The sequence below is a fragment of the Microbacterium sp. genome (assembly GCF_035277845.1).
In the GTDB taxonomy this organism is placed as follows: Bacteria; Actinomycetota; Actinomycetes; order Actinomycetales; family Microbacteriaceae; genus Microbacterium.
The window spans coordinates 1-16391 of record NZ_DATEJS010000117.1 but is presented as its reverse complement, the minus strand read 5'-3'; the positions used below and the strand labels follow the sequence as shown (position 1 = coordinate 16391).

At 71.5% G+C, this 16391-nt stretch carries 17 protein-coding genes; 3 read left to right on the top strand and 14 right to left on the bottom strand.

The window, feature by feature from the left end; translation table 11 throughout:
- Positions 1 to 480: 480 nt before the first annotated feature.
- The gene (locus VJR25_RS04980) at positions 481 to 1530 is read left to right on the top strand and encodes a hypothetical protein (protein WP_324113138.1); all 1050 of its coding nucleotides are present in this window, start codon (positions 481 to 483) and stop codon (positions 1528 to 1530) included.
- A gap of 69 nt (positions 1531 to 1599) precedes the next feature.
- Here the strand turns inward: VJR25_RS04980 and VJR25_RS04975 are convergent, their stop codons facing one another.
- From VJR25_RS04975 to VJR25_RS04910, 14 genes are all read right to left on the bottom strand, one after another.
- Positions 1600 to 3573, bottom strand: coding sequence for a cytochrome c oxidase assembly protein (locus VJR25_RS04975; RefSeq protein ID WP_324113136.1), 1974 nt, complete (start codon positions 3571 to 3573; stop codon positions 1600 to 1602).
- Between the two features lie 120 nt (positions 3574 to 3693).
- Positions 3694 to 3981, bottom strand: coding sequence for an HU family DNA-binding protein (locus tag VJR25_RS04970; protein ID WP_039402651.1), 288 nt, complete (start codon positions 3979 to 3981; stop codon positions 3694 to 3696).
- Between the two features lie 449 nt (positions 3982 to 4430).
- Positions 4431 to 4736, bottom strand: a complete 306-nt coding sequence (gene rpsN, locus VJR25_RS04965; RefSeq protein ID WP_324113134.1) for a 30S ribosomal protein S14 — start codon at positions 4734 to 4736, stop codon at positions 4431 to 4433.
- 3 nt (positions 4737 to 4739) lie between these two features.
- Complete coding sequence (gene rpmG / locus VJR25_RS04960) at positions 4740 to 4910, bottom strand: 50S ribosomal protein L33 (RefSeq protein WP_039402458.1); 171 nt, start codon at positions 4908 to 4910, stop codon at positions 4740 to 4742.
- Positions 4910 to 5146 carry a 50S ribosomal protein L28 gene (gene rpmB / locus VJR25_RS04955; RefSeq protein WP_324113131.1) on the bottom strand — a complete coding sequence of 79 codons (237 nt, stop codon included), beginning with the start codon at positions 5144 to 5146 and terminating at the stop codon, positions 4910 to 4912. Before rpmB ends, rpmG begins: the two co-directional genes overlap by 1 nt.
- Positions 5147 to 5283: 137 nt before the next feature.
- Positions 5284 to 5967, bottom strand: a complete 684-nt coding sequence (locus tag VJR25_RS04950) for a DNA-3-methyladenine glycosylase (RefSeq protein WP_324113145.1) — start codon at positions 5965 to 5967, stop codon at positions 5284 to 5286.
- 11 nt (positions 5968 to 5978) lie between these two features.
- Complete coding sequence (locus tag VJR25_RS04945; RefSeq protein ID WP_324113129.1) at positions 5979 to 7424, bottom strand: hypothetical protein; 1446 nt, start codon at positions 7422 to 7424, stop codon at positions 5979 to 5981.
- Positions 7414 to 8211, bottom strand: coding sequence for a TIGR03943 family putative permease subunit (locus VJR25_RS04940; protein ID WP_324113127.1), 798 nt, complete (start codon positions 8209 to 8211; stop codon positions 7414 to 7416). Before VJR25_RS04940 ends, VJR25_RS04945 begins: the two co-directional genes overlap by 11 nt.
- Positions 8204 to 9310, bottom strand: coding sequence for a permease (locus VJR25_RS04935; RefSeq protein ID WP_324113125.1), 1107 nt, complete (start codon positions 9308 to 9310; stop codon positions 8204 to 8206). Before VJR25_RS04935 ends, VJR25_RS04940 begins: the two co-directional genes overlap by 8 nt.
- 4 nt (positions 9311 to 9314) lie before the next feature.
- Positions 9315 to 9737: a transcriptional repressor gene (locus VJR25_RS04930; protein ID WP_324113123.1), complete on the bottom strand. Its 423-nt coding sequence runs from the start codon at positions 9735 to 9737 to the stop codon at positions 9315 to 9317.
- A 78-nt stretch (positions 9738 to 9815) separates the two neighbouring features.
- Entirely contained in the window at positions 9816 to 10679 is an 864-nt protein-coding gene (locus VJR25_RS04925; protein ID WP_324113121.1) for a metal ABC transporter permease, read from the bottom strand.
- On the bottom strand, positions 10676 to 11485 hold the full coding sequence (locus VJR25_RS04920) for a metal ABC transporter ATP-binding protein (protein ID WP_324113119.1): 810 nt from the start codon (positions 11483 to 11485) through the stop codon (positions 10676 to 10678). Before VJR25_RS04920 ends, VJR25_RS04925 begins: the two co-directional genes overlap by 4 nt.
- Entirely contained in the window at positions 11482 to 12390 is a 909-nt protein-coding gene (locus VJR25_RS04915) for a metal ABC transporter solute-binding protein, Zn/Mn family (protein WP_324113117.1), read from the bottom strand. The genes VJR25_RS04920 and VJR25_RS04915 overlap by 4 nt, the downstream gene beginning before the upstream one ends.
- A gap of 337 nt (positions 12391 to 12727) precedes the next feature.
- On the bottom strand, positions 12728 to 13360 hold the full coding sequence (locus VJR25_RS04910; RefSeq protein ID WP_324113115.1) for a TetR/AcrR family transcriptional regulator: 633 nt from the start codon (positions 13358 to 13360) through the stop codon (positions 12728 to 12730).
- A 101-nt stretch (positions 13361 to 13461) separates the two neighbouring features.
- Here VJR25_RS04910 and VJR25_RS04905 point away from each other — a divergent pair, with 101 nt between their 5' ends.
- Entirely contained in the window at positions 13462 to 14937 is a 1476-nt protein-coding gene (locus VJR25_RS04905; RefSeq protein WP_324113142.1) for a purine-cytosine permease family protein, read from the top strand.
- Positions 14938 to 14941: 4 nt separating this feature from the next.
- Positions 14942 to 16114: a serine hydrolase gene (locus VJR25_RS04900; RefSeq protein WP_324113112.1), complete on the top strand. Its 1173-nt coding sequence runs from the start codon at positions 14942 to 14944 to the stop codon at positions 16112 to 16114.
- Positions 16115 to 16391 lie beyond the last annotated feature (277 nt).

Below are 16391 nucleotides of genomic sequence, written 5' to 3'. Positions count from 1 at the left end.
CCCGCGCGCCCGTCCCCGCAGGCCCGTCCCCGCAGGCCAGCCCGCGCCTCCGCGCCTCGACCCCCTCTCCCGTTCAAGGGTCACGTTCTGCGGGTCCCACCGACAGAACGTGACCCTTGAACAACCGGCAGGACGCCGACTCGCGATGCCAGGGCGGGTTCCGGCCGCGTCCCGGGGCAGGGCCGGCTCGAGCATGTGGGCCAGGCTCGCGCACTCCCCACTGTTCAAGGGTCACGTTCTGCTGGTGCCACCCGCAAGACGTGACCCTTGAACCCGCCTGCGGCGCCCTGCGCCCGCACCCCCGACTGTTCGAGGGTCACATTCTGCTGGTCTCACCCACAGAACGTGACCCTTGAACAACCAGCAGGATGCCGGGGCAGGATGCCGGGGCGGGATGCCGGGGCGGGATGCCGGGGAGGCGTGCCGCGGATGAGGCCCGTCGCCGGGCTCCTCCCAGGTGCCCCATGCCAGACTTGGCGCGTGCGTGCGGGGGTCTCACGACCGCATCTGGTGCGGGATCTGACCGTGATCGGGGGGCTGATCGCGGTGGTCGTCGCGGCCACGATCGCGGGCGGCATCCTCGTGTACCGCACCCTGTACGGGCCGGCCGCGTTCGTCACCCACTACCTGCAGCTGCTCGCGTCGGGCCACGCGGTCGAGGCCCTCGCAGTGCCCGGCGTCGCCGTCGACCGCAGCCGGCTGGCCGCGGCCGGACTGCCCGAGGATGCTTCGGACGCCCTGCTGCGGCGGGAGGCGCTGGCATCCCTCACCGATATCCGCGTGGTGTCGCAGCGCACGGTCGGCGACGAGACCGACGTCACCGTGTCGTACCGGGCCGGGTCGTATGCCGGCCGCACGACGTTCGCCGTCGCCCGCGACGGCTGGATCGGCGTCGCGCCGGCCTGGCGGTTCGCGCGCAGCCCGCTCGCGGTGATCGATCTGACCGTGCACGGGTCGGCGACGTTCGAGGTGAACGGCTTCACCCTCGACAAGCGGCAGGCATCCCCCGCGGGCGTCAAGGCGGACCTCGCCGAGCCGGTGCACCTGCTCGTCTTCTCCCCCGGCCTGTACTCGGTGCGGGTCGACACGAACGCGATGACCTCGCGGCCCAAGGCGCTGCTGTCGGACACCCTGTTCCAGCGCACCGCGCTCGACGTGCAGGCCGTTCCCACCGCCGAGTTCCTGTCGGTCGTGCAGACGCGCGTGGACGAGTTCCTCGACGCGTGCGCGAAGCAGCCGGTGCTGCAGCCGACGGCGTGCCCGTTCGGCACGCAGGTCGACGACCGGCTGACGGCCGCGCCGTCCTGGTCGATCGTCACCCAGCCGGTCGTCACGCTGATCCCCGACGGCGAGGGCTGGGACATCCGCCCCGCGCACGCCACCGCGCACCTCACCGTCCCGACCCAGTCGATCTTCGACGGATCGCTGCACACGGTGAGCGAGAACGTGCCGTTCGGGATCACCGGCACAGTCACGATCGATGGCAGCGGTGCGGCATCCATCCGCATCACCGCTCCCCCGAACGACTGACCCCGCACCCAAGCGCCCCAGCCCGGCCCCGCCCAGCCCAGCCCCCGGGCCCCGCACCCGCCGCCGGGATCAGCCCCGGCGGGCGTCCCGGGCCGCGAGCTGGGCGAGCTGGGCGTTGTAGGCCTCCAGCTCGGCGTCCCCGGACCGGTCGACCTGCCGGTCGCGCCGCTTCTGCAGCTTGTCGTCGTTGCGGCTCCACTGGATCGCGACGGTGACCGCGAGCACGAGGGTCGGGATCTCGCCGATCGACCAGGCCGCGCCGCCGCCGATGTACTGGTCGTTGAGCGGCGTCGGCCCCCACGTGCGGCCCATCGAGCCGAACCACTCGGCCACCATGAGTCCGGTCTGCATCATGATCGCGATGCCGAAGAACGCGTGGATCGCCATCACCGCGATGAGCGTCAGCAGGCGGAACGGGTACGGCAGCCGGAACGGCACCGGGTCGATCCCGATGAGCGACTGCACGAACAGGTACCCGGTGATGAGGAAGTGCACCGTCATCCACTCGTGCCCCAGGTGGTCGTACAGCGACCAGCGGAACAGGCCCGTGTAGTAGAAGATCCAGAGCGACCCGATGAACAGCGCGGCCGCGATGTACGGGTTGGTGATGACCCGCGCGAACGGCGTGTGCACCGCCCACAGGATCCACTCGCGGCCGCCGCGGGTGCCGTCGCGGCGCTTGCGGATGGCGCGGGCGGCCAGCGACACCGGCGCGCCGGGCACCAGCAGCAGCGGGATCGCCATGGTCAGCAGCATGTGCCCGACCATGTGCATCGAGAACAGGTACTCGGAGTACGCGTTGACCGGCCCGCAGGTCACCCAGAACAGCAGCAGGACGCCGAGGGTCCACAGCACGGTGCGGTAGATCGGCCACTTGTCTCCGCGGCGGTGCAGGCGCCACACGCCGGCGTAGTAGAAGACGAGGGCGAAGCCGCACGCCAGCAGCCACAGCAGGTCGATGTTCCACTCGGTGAACCACCGCACCACGGTCAGCTCGGGCGGCAGCGGCGCGTTCGTGAGGATCTCGGCCGGGGTCTGCGCGATCGCGACGGTCTCGTTGTTCGGCGGCGGCGTGACCGCGAGCGCGGCGCCCGCCCCGCTTGCGATGCCCATGAACACGAGTTCGAGGGTGATGAGGCCCCAGAAACGGCGGGCGCTGGCCGCTTCGCGGAGCTTCGCGATGAGCCGCGTGCGGTACAGCGCGCCGAGGGCGCCGAGAGCGCACAGCATGACGATCTTGACCAGCAGGATGACCCCGTACGGCGACGCGAAGCCGCCCCACCCGCCGAGGCTGATGATCGCGCGGCCGATGCCCGAGATCGCGACCACGACGAACGCGCACAGGGCGATCGACGAGTAGCGGCCGAGGGCGTCGGCCATCTTCTCGCGGGACAGCGCGGGGCGCACCAGCACCATGAGCAGCAGGCCTCCCACCCAGGTGGCCGCGCCGATGAGGTGCAGGATCAGCGAAGTGACCGCGATGTTGTGGCTGGCCAGCTCCCCGGAGTGGCCCTGCGTGCCCATCGGGATGAGGGATGCCGCCGCGAGCCCCGCCACGATCAGCGTGCTGGTCCAGCCGCGCACCGCGAAGGTGAGGATCGTGAGGCATGCGCCGGCGATCGTGGTGATGAGCCACGACTGGCCGAGTTCGGTGGTGGTGAGCCAGTTGCCCAGCTGCTGCCCGAACGAGGCCTGCAGCGTGACCTGGGCGTTGGAGAAGTTGAGGAAGGCGAGATACGCGACGGTGGCGCTCGAGAGGGTGAACACGGCCGCGGAGACGGATGCCGTGTTCAGCGCGGTCTCCCACGGCTTCGACCCCTGCTCGAGGGCGAACAGCGCCGTGATGAGGGTGCCGACCATGCCGGCCGCCGAGAGGTCGACGAGCAGCGTCGCGATCGGCACGCCGGTGCGCACGAACGGGCCGGGGTCGCCGAGCGGGAGCCGCGCGGCGCCGCCGCCGTACGTGAGCGCGACCGCTGCGGCGATGAGCGCGGCGGCCACCAGGATCGTGGGGCCGACGATCCGCAGCGCACGGGAGTTCACCACCCAAGCGTAGATCGTGCTCGCTGGACCCTCGCCCAGAGGCAGCGCCGGGCGGGGCCGGGCATGACGAAGGGGGGATGCCGGGGCGCAGGGCCCGGGCATCCCCCCTTCGGTCGGGTCTTACTTGACCGCGGCCTTGAGCTTCGAGCCCGCGGTGACCTTGACGCGCGTGCCCGCAGCGATCTGGATCTCCTCGCCGGTCTGCGGGTTGCGGCCGGTGCGTGCGGCGGTGGCGACCTGCTCGAACGCGATCCAGCCCGGGATCGAGACCTTGTTGCCGGCGGCGACGGCCTCGGCGACGGTGCCGAACAGCGCGTCGAGCACGCCCGAGACGGTGCTCTGGCTCTGGCCGGTCGCGCTGGCGATGCTCGCAACGAGTTCGGTCTTGGTGATGGACTTGTCGGCCATGTGGGTTGTCCTCCAGGTGGGCGAGCCCACCTTCTCGTCGGTGACCAGGGTGCTGATTACCCCCCGGCTGGTCGATGCGACCGCGACGAACATACCAAGAAACCGCGGAATTCCGCGGAATTCGGGCCGCTTCACCCCATCTGCGCGGCGTGTTGCGGGTGCTGGAGTGACGGATGTGACGGGTGTGACGTCCTCGCGCGGCCGGCCTCCATGTGCGGATACCGCCGGAACCGTCACCAGCGGAGGAGATGCGACGAGGGGAGGATGCCGGCGCACCGTTCGGTCCTCCGCCCGTCGCATCTCCTCCGCTCGTACCCGGATTCCGCCCCGCGCGGCCGGCATCCTGTCCCGGAAATGCGAGAGGCCGGCATCCCCGAAGGGATGCCGGCCGTGGTGCTTGCTCGACAGCGTCTGTCGGTGTCTCACCAGCTCGAGTGCGTGTCGACGTCTCACCAGCTCGACTTGGTCACACCGGGCAGCTCGCCGCGGTGGGCCATGTCGCGGAAGCGCACACGGGAGATGCCGAACTTCGTCAGCACGCCACGGGGGCGGCCGTCGATGGCGTCACGGCTGCGCAGGCGCACCGGCGACGCGTTGCGCGGCAGCTTCTGCAGGCCGACGCGAGCGGCCTCGCGCTGCTCGTCGGTCGCGTTCGGGTCGATGAGCTGCTTCTTCAGCTCGGCACGCTTCGCGGCGTAGCGCTCGACGACGACCTCGCGCTGCTTGTTGCGAGCGATCTTGCTCTTCTTCGCCATAGGTCAGCGCTCCTCTCGGAATTCGACGTGCTTGCGCACGACGGGGTCGTACTTCTTGAGCACGATGCGGTCGGGGTTGTTGCGGCGGTTCTTCTTGGTCACGTACGTGTAGCCCGTGCCTGCAGTCGAACGCAGCTTGATGATCGGACGGATGTCCTGTGCCTTCTTGGCCATCAGAGCTTCACACCCTTCGCGATCAGGTCCTTCACGACCGACTCGATACCGCGCGCGTCGATCACCTTGATGCCCTTGGCGGACACGTTCAGGGTGACCTTACGGCCGAGCGAGGGCACGAAGTAGGTCTTCTTCTGCACGTTCGGGTCGAAGCGGCGCTTCGTCCGGCGGTGCGAGTGCGAGATGCTGTGACCGAAGCCGGGAACCGCTCCGGTCACCTGGCACACTGCTGCCATTGGTGAACTCCTTAATACCGTGCGACCGGACGGTCGCACCCAAGATCCCTTGTCTGCACCCACGGAAACCGACCCGTTTCCGGGCCGATGATTCGCGGGGGTACGAACTGCGTGCTGGAGTGCGCGCAGACAAAGAGTCAGTCTAGCACGGACTGATCCGCGCCCCCGACGGCGGCATCCTGCGCCCCGCGGCCCCAGCGGAACGCGGACACGGTGGGGTCCCCGTCGAGCCAGAACCGCCACGGGTAGGCGTCCGTCCCCGCGAGACCCGCGACGCCGACGCGCGGGCCGCTCCGGATGCCGGGCACCGGCCCGGCGGGCAGGAACAGCCGGGCTGAGGCCCCTGCCTGCTCCGCGCCGGTGATCGCGTCGATGCCGTCGTGCAGGGGATGCCGCAGCCCGATGGCATCCCCGAGGCGTCCCGGTCCCCGCGCGAGGTCCCGCGGGGTCCGCGCAGCCGGACGCCGGTCGAACGCCGCCGGGACGCCCTCGACGATCTCGCCGGCGCGCAGCAGGATTCCGCCGGCGGAGCCCACCGGCCCCGCGACGACATTGACGCAGGAGTGGATGCCGTGGCTGAGGTACACGTACAGGTGACCGCACTCGCCCCACATCGTGGCGTTGCGCGCGGTGCGCCCCATGCGGGCGTGCGATCCGGGGTCGGGCCGGTCGCCCGTGCCCTGCCCGTGGTACGCCTCGACCTCGGTGAGGCGCACCGCCACTGTGGTGCCGCACGCCGTGACCCGCAGCATCCCGCCCAGCAGCCGGGGTGCGACCTCGAGCGGCAGCCCGCGCAGCGCCTCGCGGCTCGCGGGCACCAACGACTCCGCGCTCACTGGAACGCCACCGGCGACAGCTGGCACCAGGATGCGGCGAAGCCGCGGTACCGGCGCACCTCGCGGCCGGTCGCGAGCTCGACGATGTGCGTCTCGAGGTGCTTGGGCATGGGCATCAGGTAGGTGTCGAAGGTGTCCTTCACGACATCCGGGTCGACGAGGATGGCGGCGTAGCGGGCGCTCGGCGACACGCACGTCTGCATCACGGCATCCGTGCCCGGCACGTGGAAGATCGGGGTCGCCGTGCCCGCGTCGGTGACGCGGTACGCGGTGGTCCCCTCCTCGATGTCGCCCGTGCCGAGGATCGTGAACAGCCGCACGGTGCCCGCCCCGATGCCGGGGATCGGGGTCACGTGCCCCTCGCTTCCCGGGATGAGGCGGCCCGCGGCATCCTTCGCCTGGGACAGCGGATGCTGTGTGCCGGTGGTGAGGTCGATGGCGAACAGCCCGTCGGCGCGCTGCACCACGGCCACCGACGACCCGCGCGCGATGCCCTCGATGTCGACGCCCGCGCCGAGGTCGGTGGCGTCCTTGCCCGTGGAGGCGGTGAGCAGCATCCGTCCGGTGTACGGCAGCACGAGGATCGCGTCGGTATCGGGCACGAAGCGCCAGTCCGACACGCGCGGGTCCTTGCCCGGCACGGCGACCCGGGAGGGTGCCGTGCCGGCGGGCGCGCGCAGCGAGATGGTGTACAGCGCGTTCTCCCGGCTCGTCGGCGTGCCGAGCACCGCATCGGTCCACTCGTAGCCGATCAGGTCGCCGCGGTCGGCGCTCTGCAGGTTGGTGACGTTGCCGACGCCGGGCAGGCGCAGCGACCGGGCGTGGGCTCCGTCGAGGTCGGTGACCAGCAGCTGCGCGTGCTGCGCGGCATCCACCACCGACACGACGAGGTGGTCGCTCGTGGCCCGGAAGTCCTCGATGTGCGGATGCCGGTACACCGCGGTGAGGGTGTCGTTCGCGAGGTTCGTGCGATAGATCGTGTCGACCCCGGGGCCGCGGCGCAGCACGTACAGTTCGAGGCGCGGCGTGCGGAACGTCTCCGTGATCGTCGTGACCGGTCCCCCGCCGAGGCCCGCGACGTCCCGCAGCCGCACGCTGTACCGCGTGTCCTCGTGCAGCGGCAGGGTGAAACGCACCCCGGCGCTGCGGCCCGACGTGTCCACGGTGAAGGCGGCCGCGGGGGTGACCTGCACCTGCCCCGGCCGGATCTTCTCGAGCGACTGGTTGGTGGTCACGATGAGCCGGGATCCGGATGCCGCGACCGCCGCCTGCGGGTCGACCTGCACGGCGGTCACCCGCGGCCCCTGGGACCCTCCCACGACGGCGCCGACGAGGCCCAGGGTGCCGAGCACGGCCGCCACCACCGCGAGCGTGCCGAGGAACGCGCGTCCGCGCCGGCGCCGGCGCGCGGCGGTGCGCGAGCGGCTCCCGTCAGTACTCATACGGGTCCTTCGGCTGCGCGATGGTGCGCACCGACCGGGCATCCACCTCGAGGCCGCCGGCCGCCGTGGTGCGCACGACGCCCGAGACGCGCACCCACTGTCCGGTCTTCAGTCCGCGCGTGGGAAGGGTCGCGCTCACCGGCACCCGCGCGGTCTGCGCGTCGATGACACAGTGCGTGATGACGAGCCGGGTGAGCCCGAACGTGCCGCCCGACCCGGGCGTGACGAAGCCGATGAGGGTGACCGCGTCGCCCTCGAACGCGTCGGGGTTCGTCGCGGTGGCGAACACGCTCGCCCAGTCGCCGACGCCGAACGTCGACGTGTCGCCGTGCGAGGCGAGCTGCACGACGTCCGCGCCGGCGAACAGCGGCGCCGATCCCGTGCTGCGGGTCTGCGCGATGTCGGCGGAGAGGGATGCCGGCGGCCACAGCAGCACCCCGGCGGCGACGACGGATGCCGCGACCCCGCCGGTCACCGCGAGCACGCGGGCGCGACGGGGCGCGTCGTGCCCGTGGTCGTGGTCGTGCCCGTGGGCGTGGGCGTGGGCGTGGGCGGCATCCTGATCGCCGTGGTCGTGGCCGTGGTCGGCCTCCGCGCCGAGGGGAAGCAGGAAGCTCAGCACCGCGCCGACGAGCAGCAGCACCGCCATCGGCACGGCGAGCCAGTCCGACGACGGGTTGAGGTACAGCGCGAGCCGGCCGGTGGCCCAGAGCGTCAGGGTGGCGACGGCGAGCAGCGCGGCGAGGCCCGTGCCCAGCCACCGGTAGCCGACCCACGCCCTACGCAACGAGGTTCACCCCCACCGCGATCGCGAACGCGGCCAGCACCACGAGCACCACCATGCCGGCGAGCACCCGCGCCGTGAAGGTGGTGCGCAGCAGGGCGAGCATCTTGACGTCGACGAGCGGCCCGACGATGAGCAGCGCGACGATCGACCCGGGCGTGAACGTCGACGCGAACGACAGGGCGAAGAAGGCGTCCACGTTGGAGCAGATCGAGACGATCATCGCGAGGAGCACCATCGCGACGATCGAGAGCACCGGGCTCGAGCCGATCGCGAGCAGCGCATCGCGCGGGATGAGCACCTGCACCGCGCCGGCGACCGCGGAGCCGATGATGAGGGCCGGCATCACGGCGCGCAGCTCGACGATGAACTGGGCGAGGCTGCGCGTCCACCGGCCGCCCGGTTCGTGCGTGACGACGTCGCAGGTGTCGAGGAACCGGCGCGTCAGCAGCGCATCCGGGTCGGGATGACGGCTGTACACCCAGCCGATCAGGTTCGCGATCAGGTAGCCGCCCACCAGTCGCGAGACGAGGATGCCGTCCGAGAATCCGAACGCCTGGTACGTCGTGATGATCACGATCGGGTTGACGATCGGGGCGGCCACCAGGAACGTCAGGGTCTCGGGCACGCTGATGCCGCGCATCAGCAGTCCGCGGGCGAACGGCACGTTGCCGCACTCGCACACCGGAACGATCATGCCGAGCAGCGACAGCACGGCCCGTCGCGCCCAGGGAGCACGCGGCAGCATCCGCTCGATGGCGCCCGGCGGCACCCACACCTGCACCACGATCGACAGCACGACGCCGATCGCGACGAACGGCAGGGACTCGAGCAGCACACTGATCGAGAGGGTCAGGCCGTCCTGCACCCGGGTGGGCAGCGCCGGCATGGCGGCCGGCGCGAGCAGGTTCACCGCGAAGGCGAGCGCGAGCAGCAGGATGCCGAGGCCCAGCCCCACGGCCCAGCGCGGCACCGCGGGCCTGTCCGGCGGGGTGCGGGTGACGCGGTACTGCCGCAGCTTCGCCGATGCGGGCTGGGGACGCGTGCTCGCGGGGTCGTCGCGGCGCGTGCGCGGCGCACCGAGACGAGACGGAGCCGTCATGTCGTCAGTGGGCGTCCCGCGCGCGAGCGGCCGCGGCGCGCTCGGCGGTGCAGGCGGCACACAGGCCGAAGATGTCGACGACGTGCTCGGCCTCGGTGAATCCGTGCGCGGCGGCCGTCTGCCGCGCCCACTGCTCGACGTCGGTGGCCGCGATCTCCACCGCGGTGCCGCAGGAACGGCAGATGAGGTGGTGGTGGTGACCGCTCGACTCGCAGGCGCGGTACAGCGCCTCGCCCTCGGGGCTGTGCAGCGTATCGGCGTCGCCCTGGGCGGCGAGCCCGGACAGCGCCCGGTAGACGGTGGCGAGGCCGATGCCCGTGTTGGCGTCGCGCAGGGTCGCGTGCAGGGTCTGCGCGCTCACGAACCCCGGCGCATCGGCGAGCGCCTCGCGCACGCGCTCGCGCTGCCAGGTGTTGCGCTGTGCCATGGCAGCGAGTTTATCGGCGCTGCCTGGACCGGGACCGGGAGCGGTGGCAGCGGTGCGCACGCCCACCGGAATCCGTCGTCAGGCCAGGCTGCGGGCGACGCGGTCGCGCCGGGCGCCGACGGCACGGCAGACCAGGTAGATGACGAACGAGATCGTCGTGATGTACGGGCTCACCGGAAGGGTTCCGGCGACGGCGAGCAGGATGCCGCCCACCGCCGAGACCACGCCGAAGACGGCGGCCAGCACCGGCAGCAGCAGCGGGCCGGTGGCCACCCTCGAGGCGGCGGCGGCCGGCGTCACCAGCAGCGCGAGCACGAGCAGCGCGCCGATGATGTGCACCGCGACCGCGACGACGAGTCCGAGCAGCACCATGAACACGAGCGACACCGTGCGGGTCGGCACGCCGCGCGCCGCCGCCGACTGCGGGTCGAGGGAGTCGAAGCGCAGCGGCCGCCAGATCAGCAGCAGCGCGATCAGCACGACGGCGCAGATGCCGACGAGCCACCCGAGCTGGGCGTTCTGCACCGACACGATCTGGCCGGTCAGCAGGCTGAACCGGTTCGCGCTGCGTCCGTTGTACAGCGACAGGAAGAGGATGCCGAGGCCCAGGCCGAACGGCATCAGCACGCCGATGATCGAGTTGCGCTCCCGCGCCCGGGAGCCGAGCAGGCCGATCATCACGGCCGCGATCAGCGACCCGAGGATCGAGCCGGTCACCACGTCGAAGCCGAACAGCAGCGCGGCGGCGGCTCCGGCGAACGACAGCTCGCTGATGCCGTGCACCGCGAAGGCCATGTCGCGCTGCACCACGAACACCCCGATGAGCCCGCCGACGAGCCCGAGCACGGCGCCCGCCCACACCGAGTTCGCGACGAGGCCCAGGATCGCCCCGTACTCGCCGATGCCGCCGAACATGGCGTTCGCGATGTCCGACCAGCTCATGCGCGGGACTCCTCGTCGTGGTGCAGGTGGGGTTCGTCGGCATCCGGCGCGCCGACCACGACCAGCCGTCCGCCCGCGCGCAGCACGAAGACGGGCACGCCGTAGAGGCGGCTCAGCACCTCGGTGGTGAGCACCTCGTCGGGCGTGCCGAGGGTGAACTGCCCGTTCGCGAGATACAGGATGCGGTCGACCTTGTCGAGCACCGGGTTGATGTCGTGGGTGACGAAGAGGATGCCGGCATCCTTCGCCCGGCGGTGCCGGTCGATGAGGGCGACCACCGCCTGCTGGTTCGCCAGGTCGAGACTCGTGAGCGGCTCGTCGCAGAGCACGAGGCGCGGCTCGTCGGCGAGCGCCTGGGCGACCCGCAGCCGCTGCTGCTCGCCGCCCGAGAGCACGCCGGCATCCCGGTCTCCGAAGCCGGACGCGCCCACCGCGCCGAGCAGCGCATCGACCCGGGCGCGGGTTCCGCGGCGCGGGAAGGGAAGCCCGAAGCGGTGCCCGTCGACGCCGAGCTGCACGAGGTCCCGGCCGCGCAGCGCGGTGTCTCGGGGCAGCGGGCGCTGCTGCGGCACGTACCCGATCGCACGGTTGCCGGCGCGGCGCACCGGCTGGCCGAGAGCGGTCACGGTGCCGGCCGAGAGCCTGTCGAGACCGAGGATGGCGCGCAGCAGGGTGGTCTTCCCCGACCCGCTCGGCCCCAGCACGGCGATGAGCTCGCCGGGCTGCACATCGAGGTCGAGCCCCTCCCACAGCGCGCGGCCGTCGCGCTCGAGCGCGGCACCGGAGATCGACAGCACCGGGGTCATCCCAGGGCTCCCTTCAGCTGGTCGAGGTTGCGCGTCATCCATTGCAGATAGGTGAGCCCGGTCGGCAGGGTCTCCGACCACTCCAGCACGGGGATGCCGCGGGTCTTCGCCTCCGCGATGACCGCGGTGGTCTCCGGGCCGCCGGCCTGCGAGTTGGCGATGAGCGCCCGCACATCGCGCACGCGCAGCAGCTGCGTCGCCTGCAGCATCGTCGAGGGGGGCACGTCGTCGCCCGCCTCGACGGCCTCGCTGAAGGCGGCCGGGGTCGCGTTGTACAGGCCCGCGCCCTGCGTGAGATAGAGCGGCAGCGGCTCGGTGACGAAGATCTGGGCACCGCCGTGCCGCGACTCGAGGGTGGCCTGCTCGGCCTGCAGCGCGTCGATCCCCGCGGTGAAGGATGCCAGGCGGGTGGCGAAGCCGGCCTTTCCGCCGGGGTCGATCCGGCCGAGGTCGGCGGCGATGCGGGAGGCGAGCGCCTTCATGGTGCCGAGGTCGTAGAACACGTGCTCGTTGAAGCCGTCGGGGGTGGCATCCGCTCCCCCGCCCGGCCAGGCGGGCGAGAGGGTCGCCGCAGTCAGCACAGGGACGGCGGGTTTCGGCCGGGCGGCGATCAGCTGCGGCATGAACGGGTCGTAGCCGGCGCCGTTCTGCACGATCAGCTGCGCCCGGTTGACGGCGAGCTGGTCGGCCGCACTCACCTCGAACTCGTGCGGGTCCTCGCTCGGCCGGTCGATGATGGCGGTGACACTGACGGCGGAGCCCCCGACGGCCGCGGCGATCTGCCCGTACACGTCGGTGGACGCGGTGACGCGGATGCGCCCGTCGTCCGGCACCGTCGCACTGCATCCGGCCAGTGCGACGGCGGATGCCACGAGGGCGGCGAGCAGCAGCATCCGGCGGGGCATGCCTCCACTCTACGGCTATTGATAATCATTCTCAAACCCGCGCCTCGCCTCGTTTCCCCGCCCGTCCTTCCCGGCCCGCTCCGCCCAGTCCCGTCCCGCCCCCTTTGCTGTTCAAGTGTCACGATCTGCTGGTTGAACCAGCAGATCGTGACCCTTGAGCAGGGTCAGGAGGGCACCTCAGCGACGCGTGGAGGTCGCGCGGCGAGCACCAAGACGCAGCATCCCGCCACTCAAGTGTCACGATCTGCTGCTCCGACCCGCAGATCGTGACCCCCGAGCAGGGGGGGGAGCGAGCCTCAGCCGCGCCCCTCAGCCGCGACGGGCTCGAGGGTCGCGATCACCGCCGCTCCGCGACCGCCTGACGCAGCACCCCGGGCGGCATTCCCAGGGCCCACTCCGCGGTATCCGTCACGAAGTGCTCGTACGCGGGGTGCTCGAATGAGGCCGCGTCGTTGACATATCCGCCCACGCCGTCCACGGCGATGAAGATGCGCACGCAGGCGGCGAACGGATCCGCCGTCGGGAAGTCACCCGACGCCACTCCGGCGTCGATGATCTCGCTCAGCTGCACGCGGTCGAGCTCCTCCTGCGCGGCGAGCGCCACGCCGATCGCGGGCCGGAACCGGGACAGGTGCCGCGCGTTCAGCCACAGCCGCGTCATGTCGCGGGAGCGCGCGTCCTCGACCCGCACGATGAACTGGGCGAGGCGCTCCATGGGCGTGCCGGATGCCGCGAACAGCTGGGCGCGCTCGGCGGTCGCGGCGGCGGCGAACGCCTCGACCACGAGGTCGTCGGCGACCGGGAAGTAGTGGCTGATCAGGCCTGGTGCGACGTTCAGCCGATCGGCGACGGCGCGCAGCGTGATGCGTTCGAGGCCCTCTTCGAGCGCGATGCCGGCCGCGGTGTCGAGGATCTCGGCACGGCGCTGCTCGGGGCGCTTGCGCGTGCGGGTCGCGGCGGTTGACATCATGGCATCCATCTTATTAACCTAATGACCAATAGGCCATTGGCCAAGCGACCAATAACGCTCGCACCCCGGCGAGGATGTCGGGAAGAGAGGAACCCGTGTCCCTGACCCGCACCGCCACCACCACCGACGACGAGGTGTTCGTCGATTCCGCCGGCCAGCCCGAGACCCGCGGAATCGAGCTCATCGCCGAGGCCGACCGGCACGGTCGTCCGCGCGATCTCTTCTTCGTGTGGGCCGCCCCGAACGTCAGCGTGCTGAACTTCACGATCGGCGCCACGATGATCACGCTCGGCCTGACGCTGTGGCAGGCGGTGCTCGTCATCCTGGTCGGATCGCTGCCCTGGATCTTCACCGGCATCGTGGCCATCGCCGGGCCCGCCGCCGGCACCTCCGGCTCGGTCATCAGCCGCGCGATGTACGGCATCCTCGGCAACAGGGTGCTGGTGGCGTTCACCGGCTGGCTCATCTCGGCCGTGTTCCTCGCGCTGAACTGGCTCGCGTCGTCGTTCATGGGCGCCGACCTGCTCGCGCGGATCGGGCTGACGAACCCGGTCGTCTGGCCGATCGCCGTCACGGTGATCGTCTCGGCGATCACGGTGGTCGTCGCGGTCTACGGCCACGGACTCATCCTGCGCGCCTACACGGGGGTCACGGTCTTCCTGCTCGTGGTGTTCCTCGCGGTCACCGCGTTCGTGCTGCCGCACGTGGACTGGACCTACCGGCCGGCGCAGGAGCTGCACGGCGTCCCGCTCTGGGCCGCGGTCACGATCGGCATCACGCTGCTCGCCTCCACTCCCCTGTCGTACTCGAACAGCCCCGACCTGGCTCGGTACCTGCCCGCGAGCGCGAGCCCCGCGCGCATCGTCGCCGCCACCGCGTTCGGCGGCGCGGTGCCGAGCGCGTTCTTCACGATCGTCGGCGCGCTGCTGGCGACGGGCGTCACCCGGACGCAGCTGGATGCCGGCATCGACGTCGCCCTGCTCGACCTGCTGCCCGCGTGGCTCGGCGTCTTCCTCGTGATCGGCGTCGTGGTCAACACGATCTCGCTCAACGGCATGACCGTCTACAGCTCCTCGATGGCCCTGCAGGCGATCGGCATCCCGATTCGCCGCATCCCGTCGGCCGTCGTGGTCGGCGCCATCGGCACCGCCCTGACGATCTACCTCGTCCTGTCGACGAGTCTCCTCGAGGCCGTGAACCTCATGCTGCAGTTCCTCGTGATCGTGACGGGACCGGCGATGGCCGTGTTCGTCACCGACATCGCACTGCGCCGCAACCGCTACGACGGGCTGGACCTCTTCGACGAGCGCCGTGGCGCGCGCTTCTGGTACACCGGCGGATTCTCGGCGGCGGGCATGACCGCCGTGATCGTCGGCGGCGTCGCCACGGCGCTCGGCCTGTCGACGACGGTGTGGAGCGGGGCGATCTCGACCGCGATGAACGGTGTGGACCTCTCCGTGGAACTCGGCATGATCGTCTCAGCGGTGCTGTACGCCGTCATCCAGAAGTCTCCGCTCGGCGCCGCCGCCAGTTCCCCACTCGCCCTCTCCGACAAGACCCCGCACACGAGGAAGTGACCCGATGATCGACCCCAGCGACCCCGCCGCCACCGGCCCGCACCCGCCGCGCTTCGCCGGCGCGGCACCCGGCCGGCCCACGCTCGGCTCGTGGCAGGAGGCGCCCGACAACCGCTGGGCGTTCAGCAACCTCGCCGAGCTGCTGCCGATGGCGACGGTCTCGCGGCATCCGGCACCGGCATCCGGGTTCTCGGATCTCGCCGCCCTCGGGATGCCGGATCTCGCCGACCGGCTGGAGCGGTCGTACACCGACGCGTTCCTCGTGCTGCGCGGCACCGAGGTGGTCGCCGAGCACTATCGGCCGGGCTTCGCTCCCGACCAGCTGCATCTGCTGATGAGCGTGTCGAAGTCGCTGTGCGGACTCGTGCTCGGCTCGCTCGTCGACGACGGCCTCGTCGACCCGCGGCGCCCGGTGACCGAGTACGTGCCGGAGCTCGCCGGCTCGGTCTACGACGGACCGTCCGTGCAGCACGTGCTCGACATGCAGATCGCGATCGACTACCGCGAGGAGTACACCGACCCGACGAGCGAGGTGCAGACCCACGACCGGTCCGCCGGCTGGCGCGAGCGCCTCGCCACCGACCCGGTCGACGACTACGCGTTCCTCACGACGCTGCGCGGCCCGGGGCGGGTCGGCGGGTTCCAGTACTGTTCGGCCAACACCGACGTGCTGGCCTGGATCATCGAGCGCGTCACGGGCGTCCGGTACTCCGAGGCGCTCTCCGCGCGCCTGTGGAGCAAGCTCGGCGCGGACCGGGATGCCGCCATCACCGTCGACCGCAGCGGCTTCGGCTTCGCGAACGGCGGCGTGTGCACGACCGCGCGCGACCTCGCCCGCGTCGGCCGGGCGGTGCTCGACCGGGGCATGGCGCCAGGCGGCCGGGTCGTGTCGTCCGCGTGGACGGACGCGATCCTCGCCGGCGGCAGCACCACGGCGATGACCGACCCCGGGTTCACGACGGCGTTCCCGGACGGCTCGTACACCCGCCAGTGGTGGTGCATGGGCAACGACCGCGGCAACGTGAGCGGCATCGGCATCCACGGGCAGAACCTGTGGCTCGACCCGAAGTCCGACTCGGTGATCGTGAAGCTGTCGGCGTGGCCCGACCCGGACACCGCCGAGTGGCACGCGCTGCAGACCGGCATCCTGCTCGACGTCAGCGCCGCCCTGGACTGATCCCCGGGTCGCTGCGTTTCGGCTCGCTTCGCTCGCTCAACGACCGGCGGGGGGTGCTGCGCTCGCTCAACGACCGGCGGGGGGCGCTGCGTTTCGGCTCGCTTCGCTCGCTCAACGACCGGCGGGGGCGCTGCGCCCACCCGGTGCCCGGTCGTTGAGCGAGGGAGCGCAGCGACCGAGACGAAACGCAGCGGCCCGCCGGTTCAGTCCAGCAGCAGCGCCGGCTCCTCGAGGATGGACGCCACGTCCGCCACGAACCGGCTCATGCCGTCGCCGT

Excerpts from the sequence above, each read along its gene's own strand:
- VJR25_RS04930 (WP_324113123.1), bottom strand. The coding sequence starts at position 9,737 with ATGGCACAGCGCAACACCTGGCAGCGCGAGCGCGTGCGCGAGGCGCTC.
- VJR25_RS04915 (WP_324113117.1), bottom strand. The coding sequence starts at position 12,390 with ATGCCCCGCCGGATGCTGCTGCTCGCCGCCCTCGTGGCATCCGCCGTC.
- VJR25_RS04945 (WP_324113129.1), bottom strand. The coding sequence starts at position 7,424 with ATGAGTACTGACGGGAGCCGCTCGCGCACCGCCGCGCGCCGGCGCCGG.
- rpmG (WP_039402458.1), bottom strand. The coding sequence starts at position 4,910 with ATGGCCAAGAAGGCACAGGACATCCGTCCGATCATCAAGCTGCGTTCG.
- VJR25_RS04910 (WP_324113115.1), bottom strand. The coding sequence starts at position 13,360 with ATGATGTCAACCGCCGCGACCCGCACGCGCAAGCGCCCCGAGCAGCGC.
- VJR25_RS04900 (WP_324113112.1), top strand. The coding sequence starts at position 14,942 with ATGATCGACCCCAGCGACCCCGCCGCCACCGGCCCGCACCCGCCGCGC.
- rpsN (WP_324113134.1), bottom strand. The coding sequence starts at position 4,736 with ATGGCGAAGAAGAGCAAGATCGCTCGCAACAAGCAGCGCGAGGTCGTC.
- VJR25_RS04970 (WP_039402651.1), bottom strand. The coding sequence starts at position 3,981 with ATGGCCGACAAGTCCATCACCAAGACCGAACTCGTTGCGAGCATCGCC.
- VJR25_RS04925 (WP_324113121.1), bottom strand. The coding sequence starts at position 10,679 with ATGAGCTGGTCGGACATCGCGAACGCCATGTTCGGCGGCATCGGCGAG.
- VJR25_RS04920 (WP_324113119.1), bottom strand. The coding sequence starts at position 11,485 with ATGACCCCGGTGCTGTCGATCTCCGGTGCCGCGCTCGAGCGCGACGGC.
- rpmB (WP_324113131.1), bottom strand. The coding sequence starts at position 5,146 with ATGGCAGCAGTGTGCCAGGTGACCGGAGCGGTTCCCGGCTTCGGTCAC.
- VJR25_RS04935 (WP_324113125.1), bottom strand. The coding sequence starts at position 9,310 with ATGACGGCTCCGTCTCGTCTCGGTGCGCCGCGCACGCGCCGCGACGAC.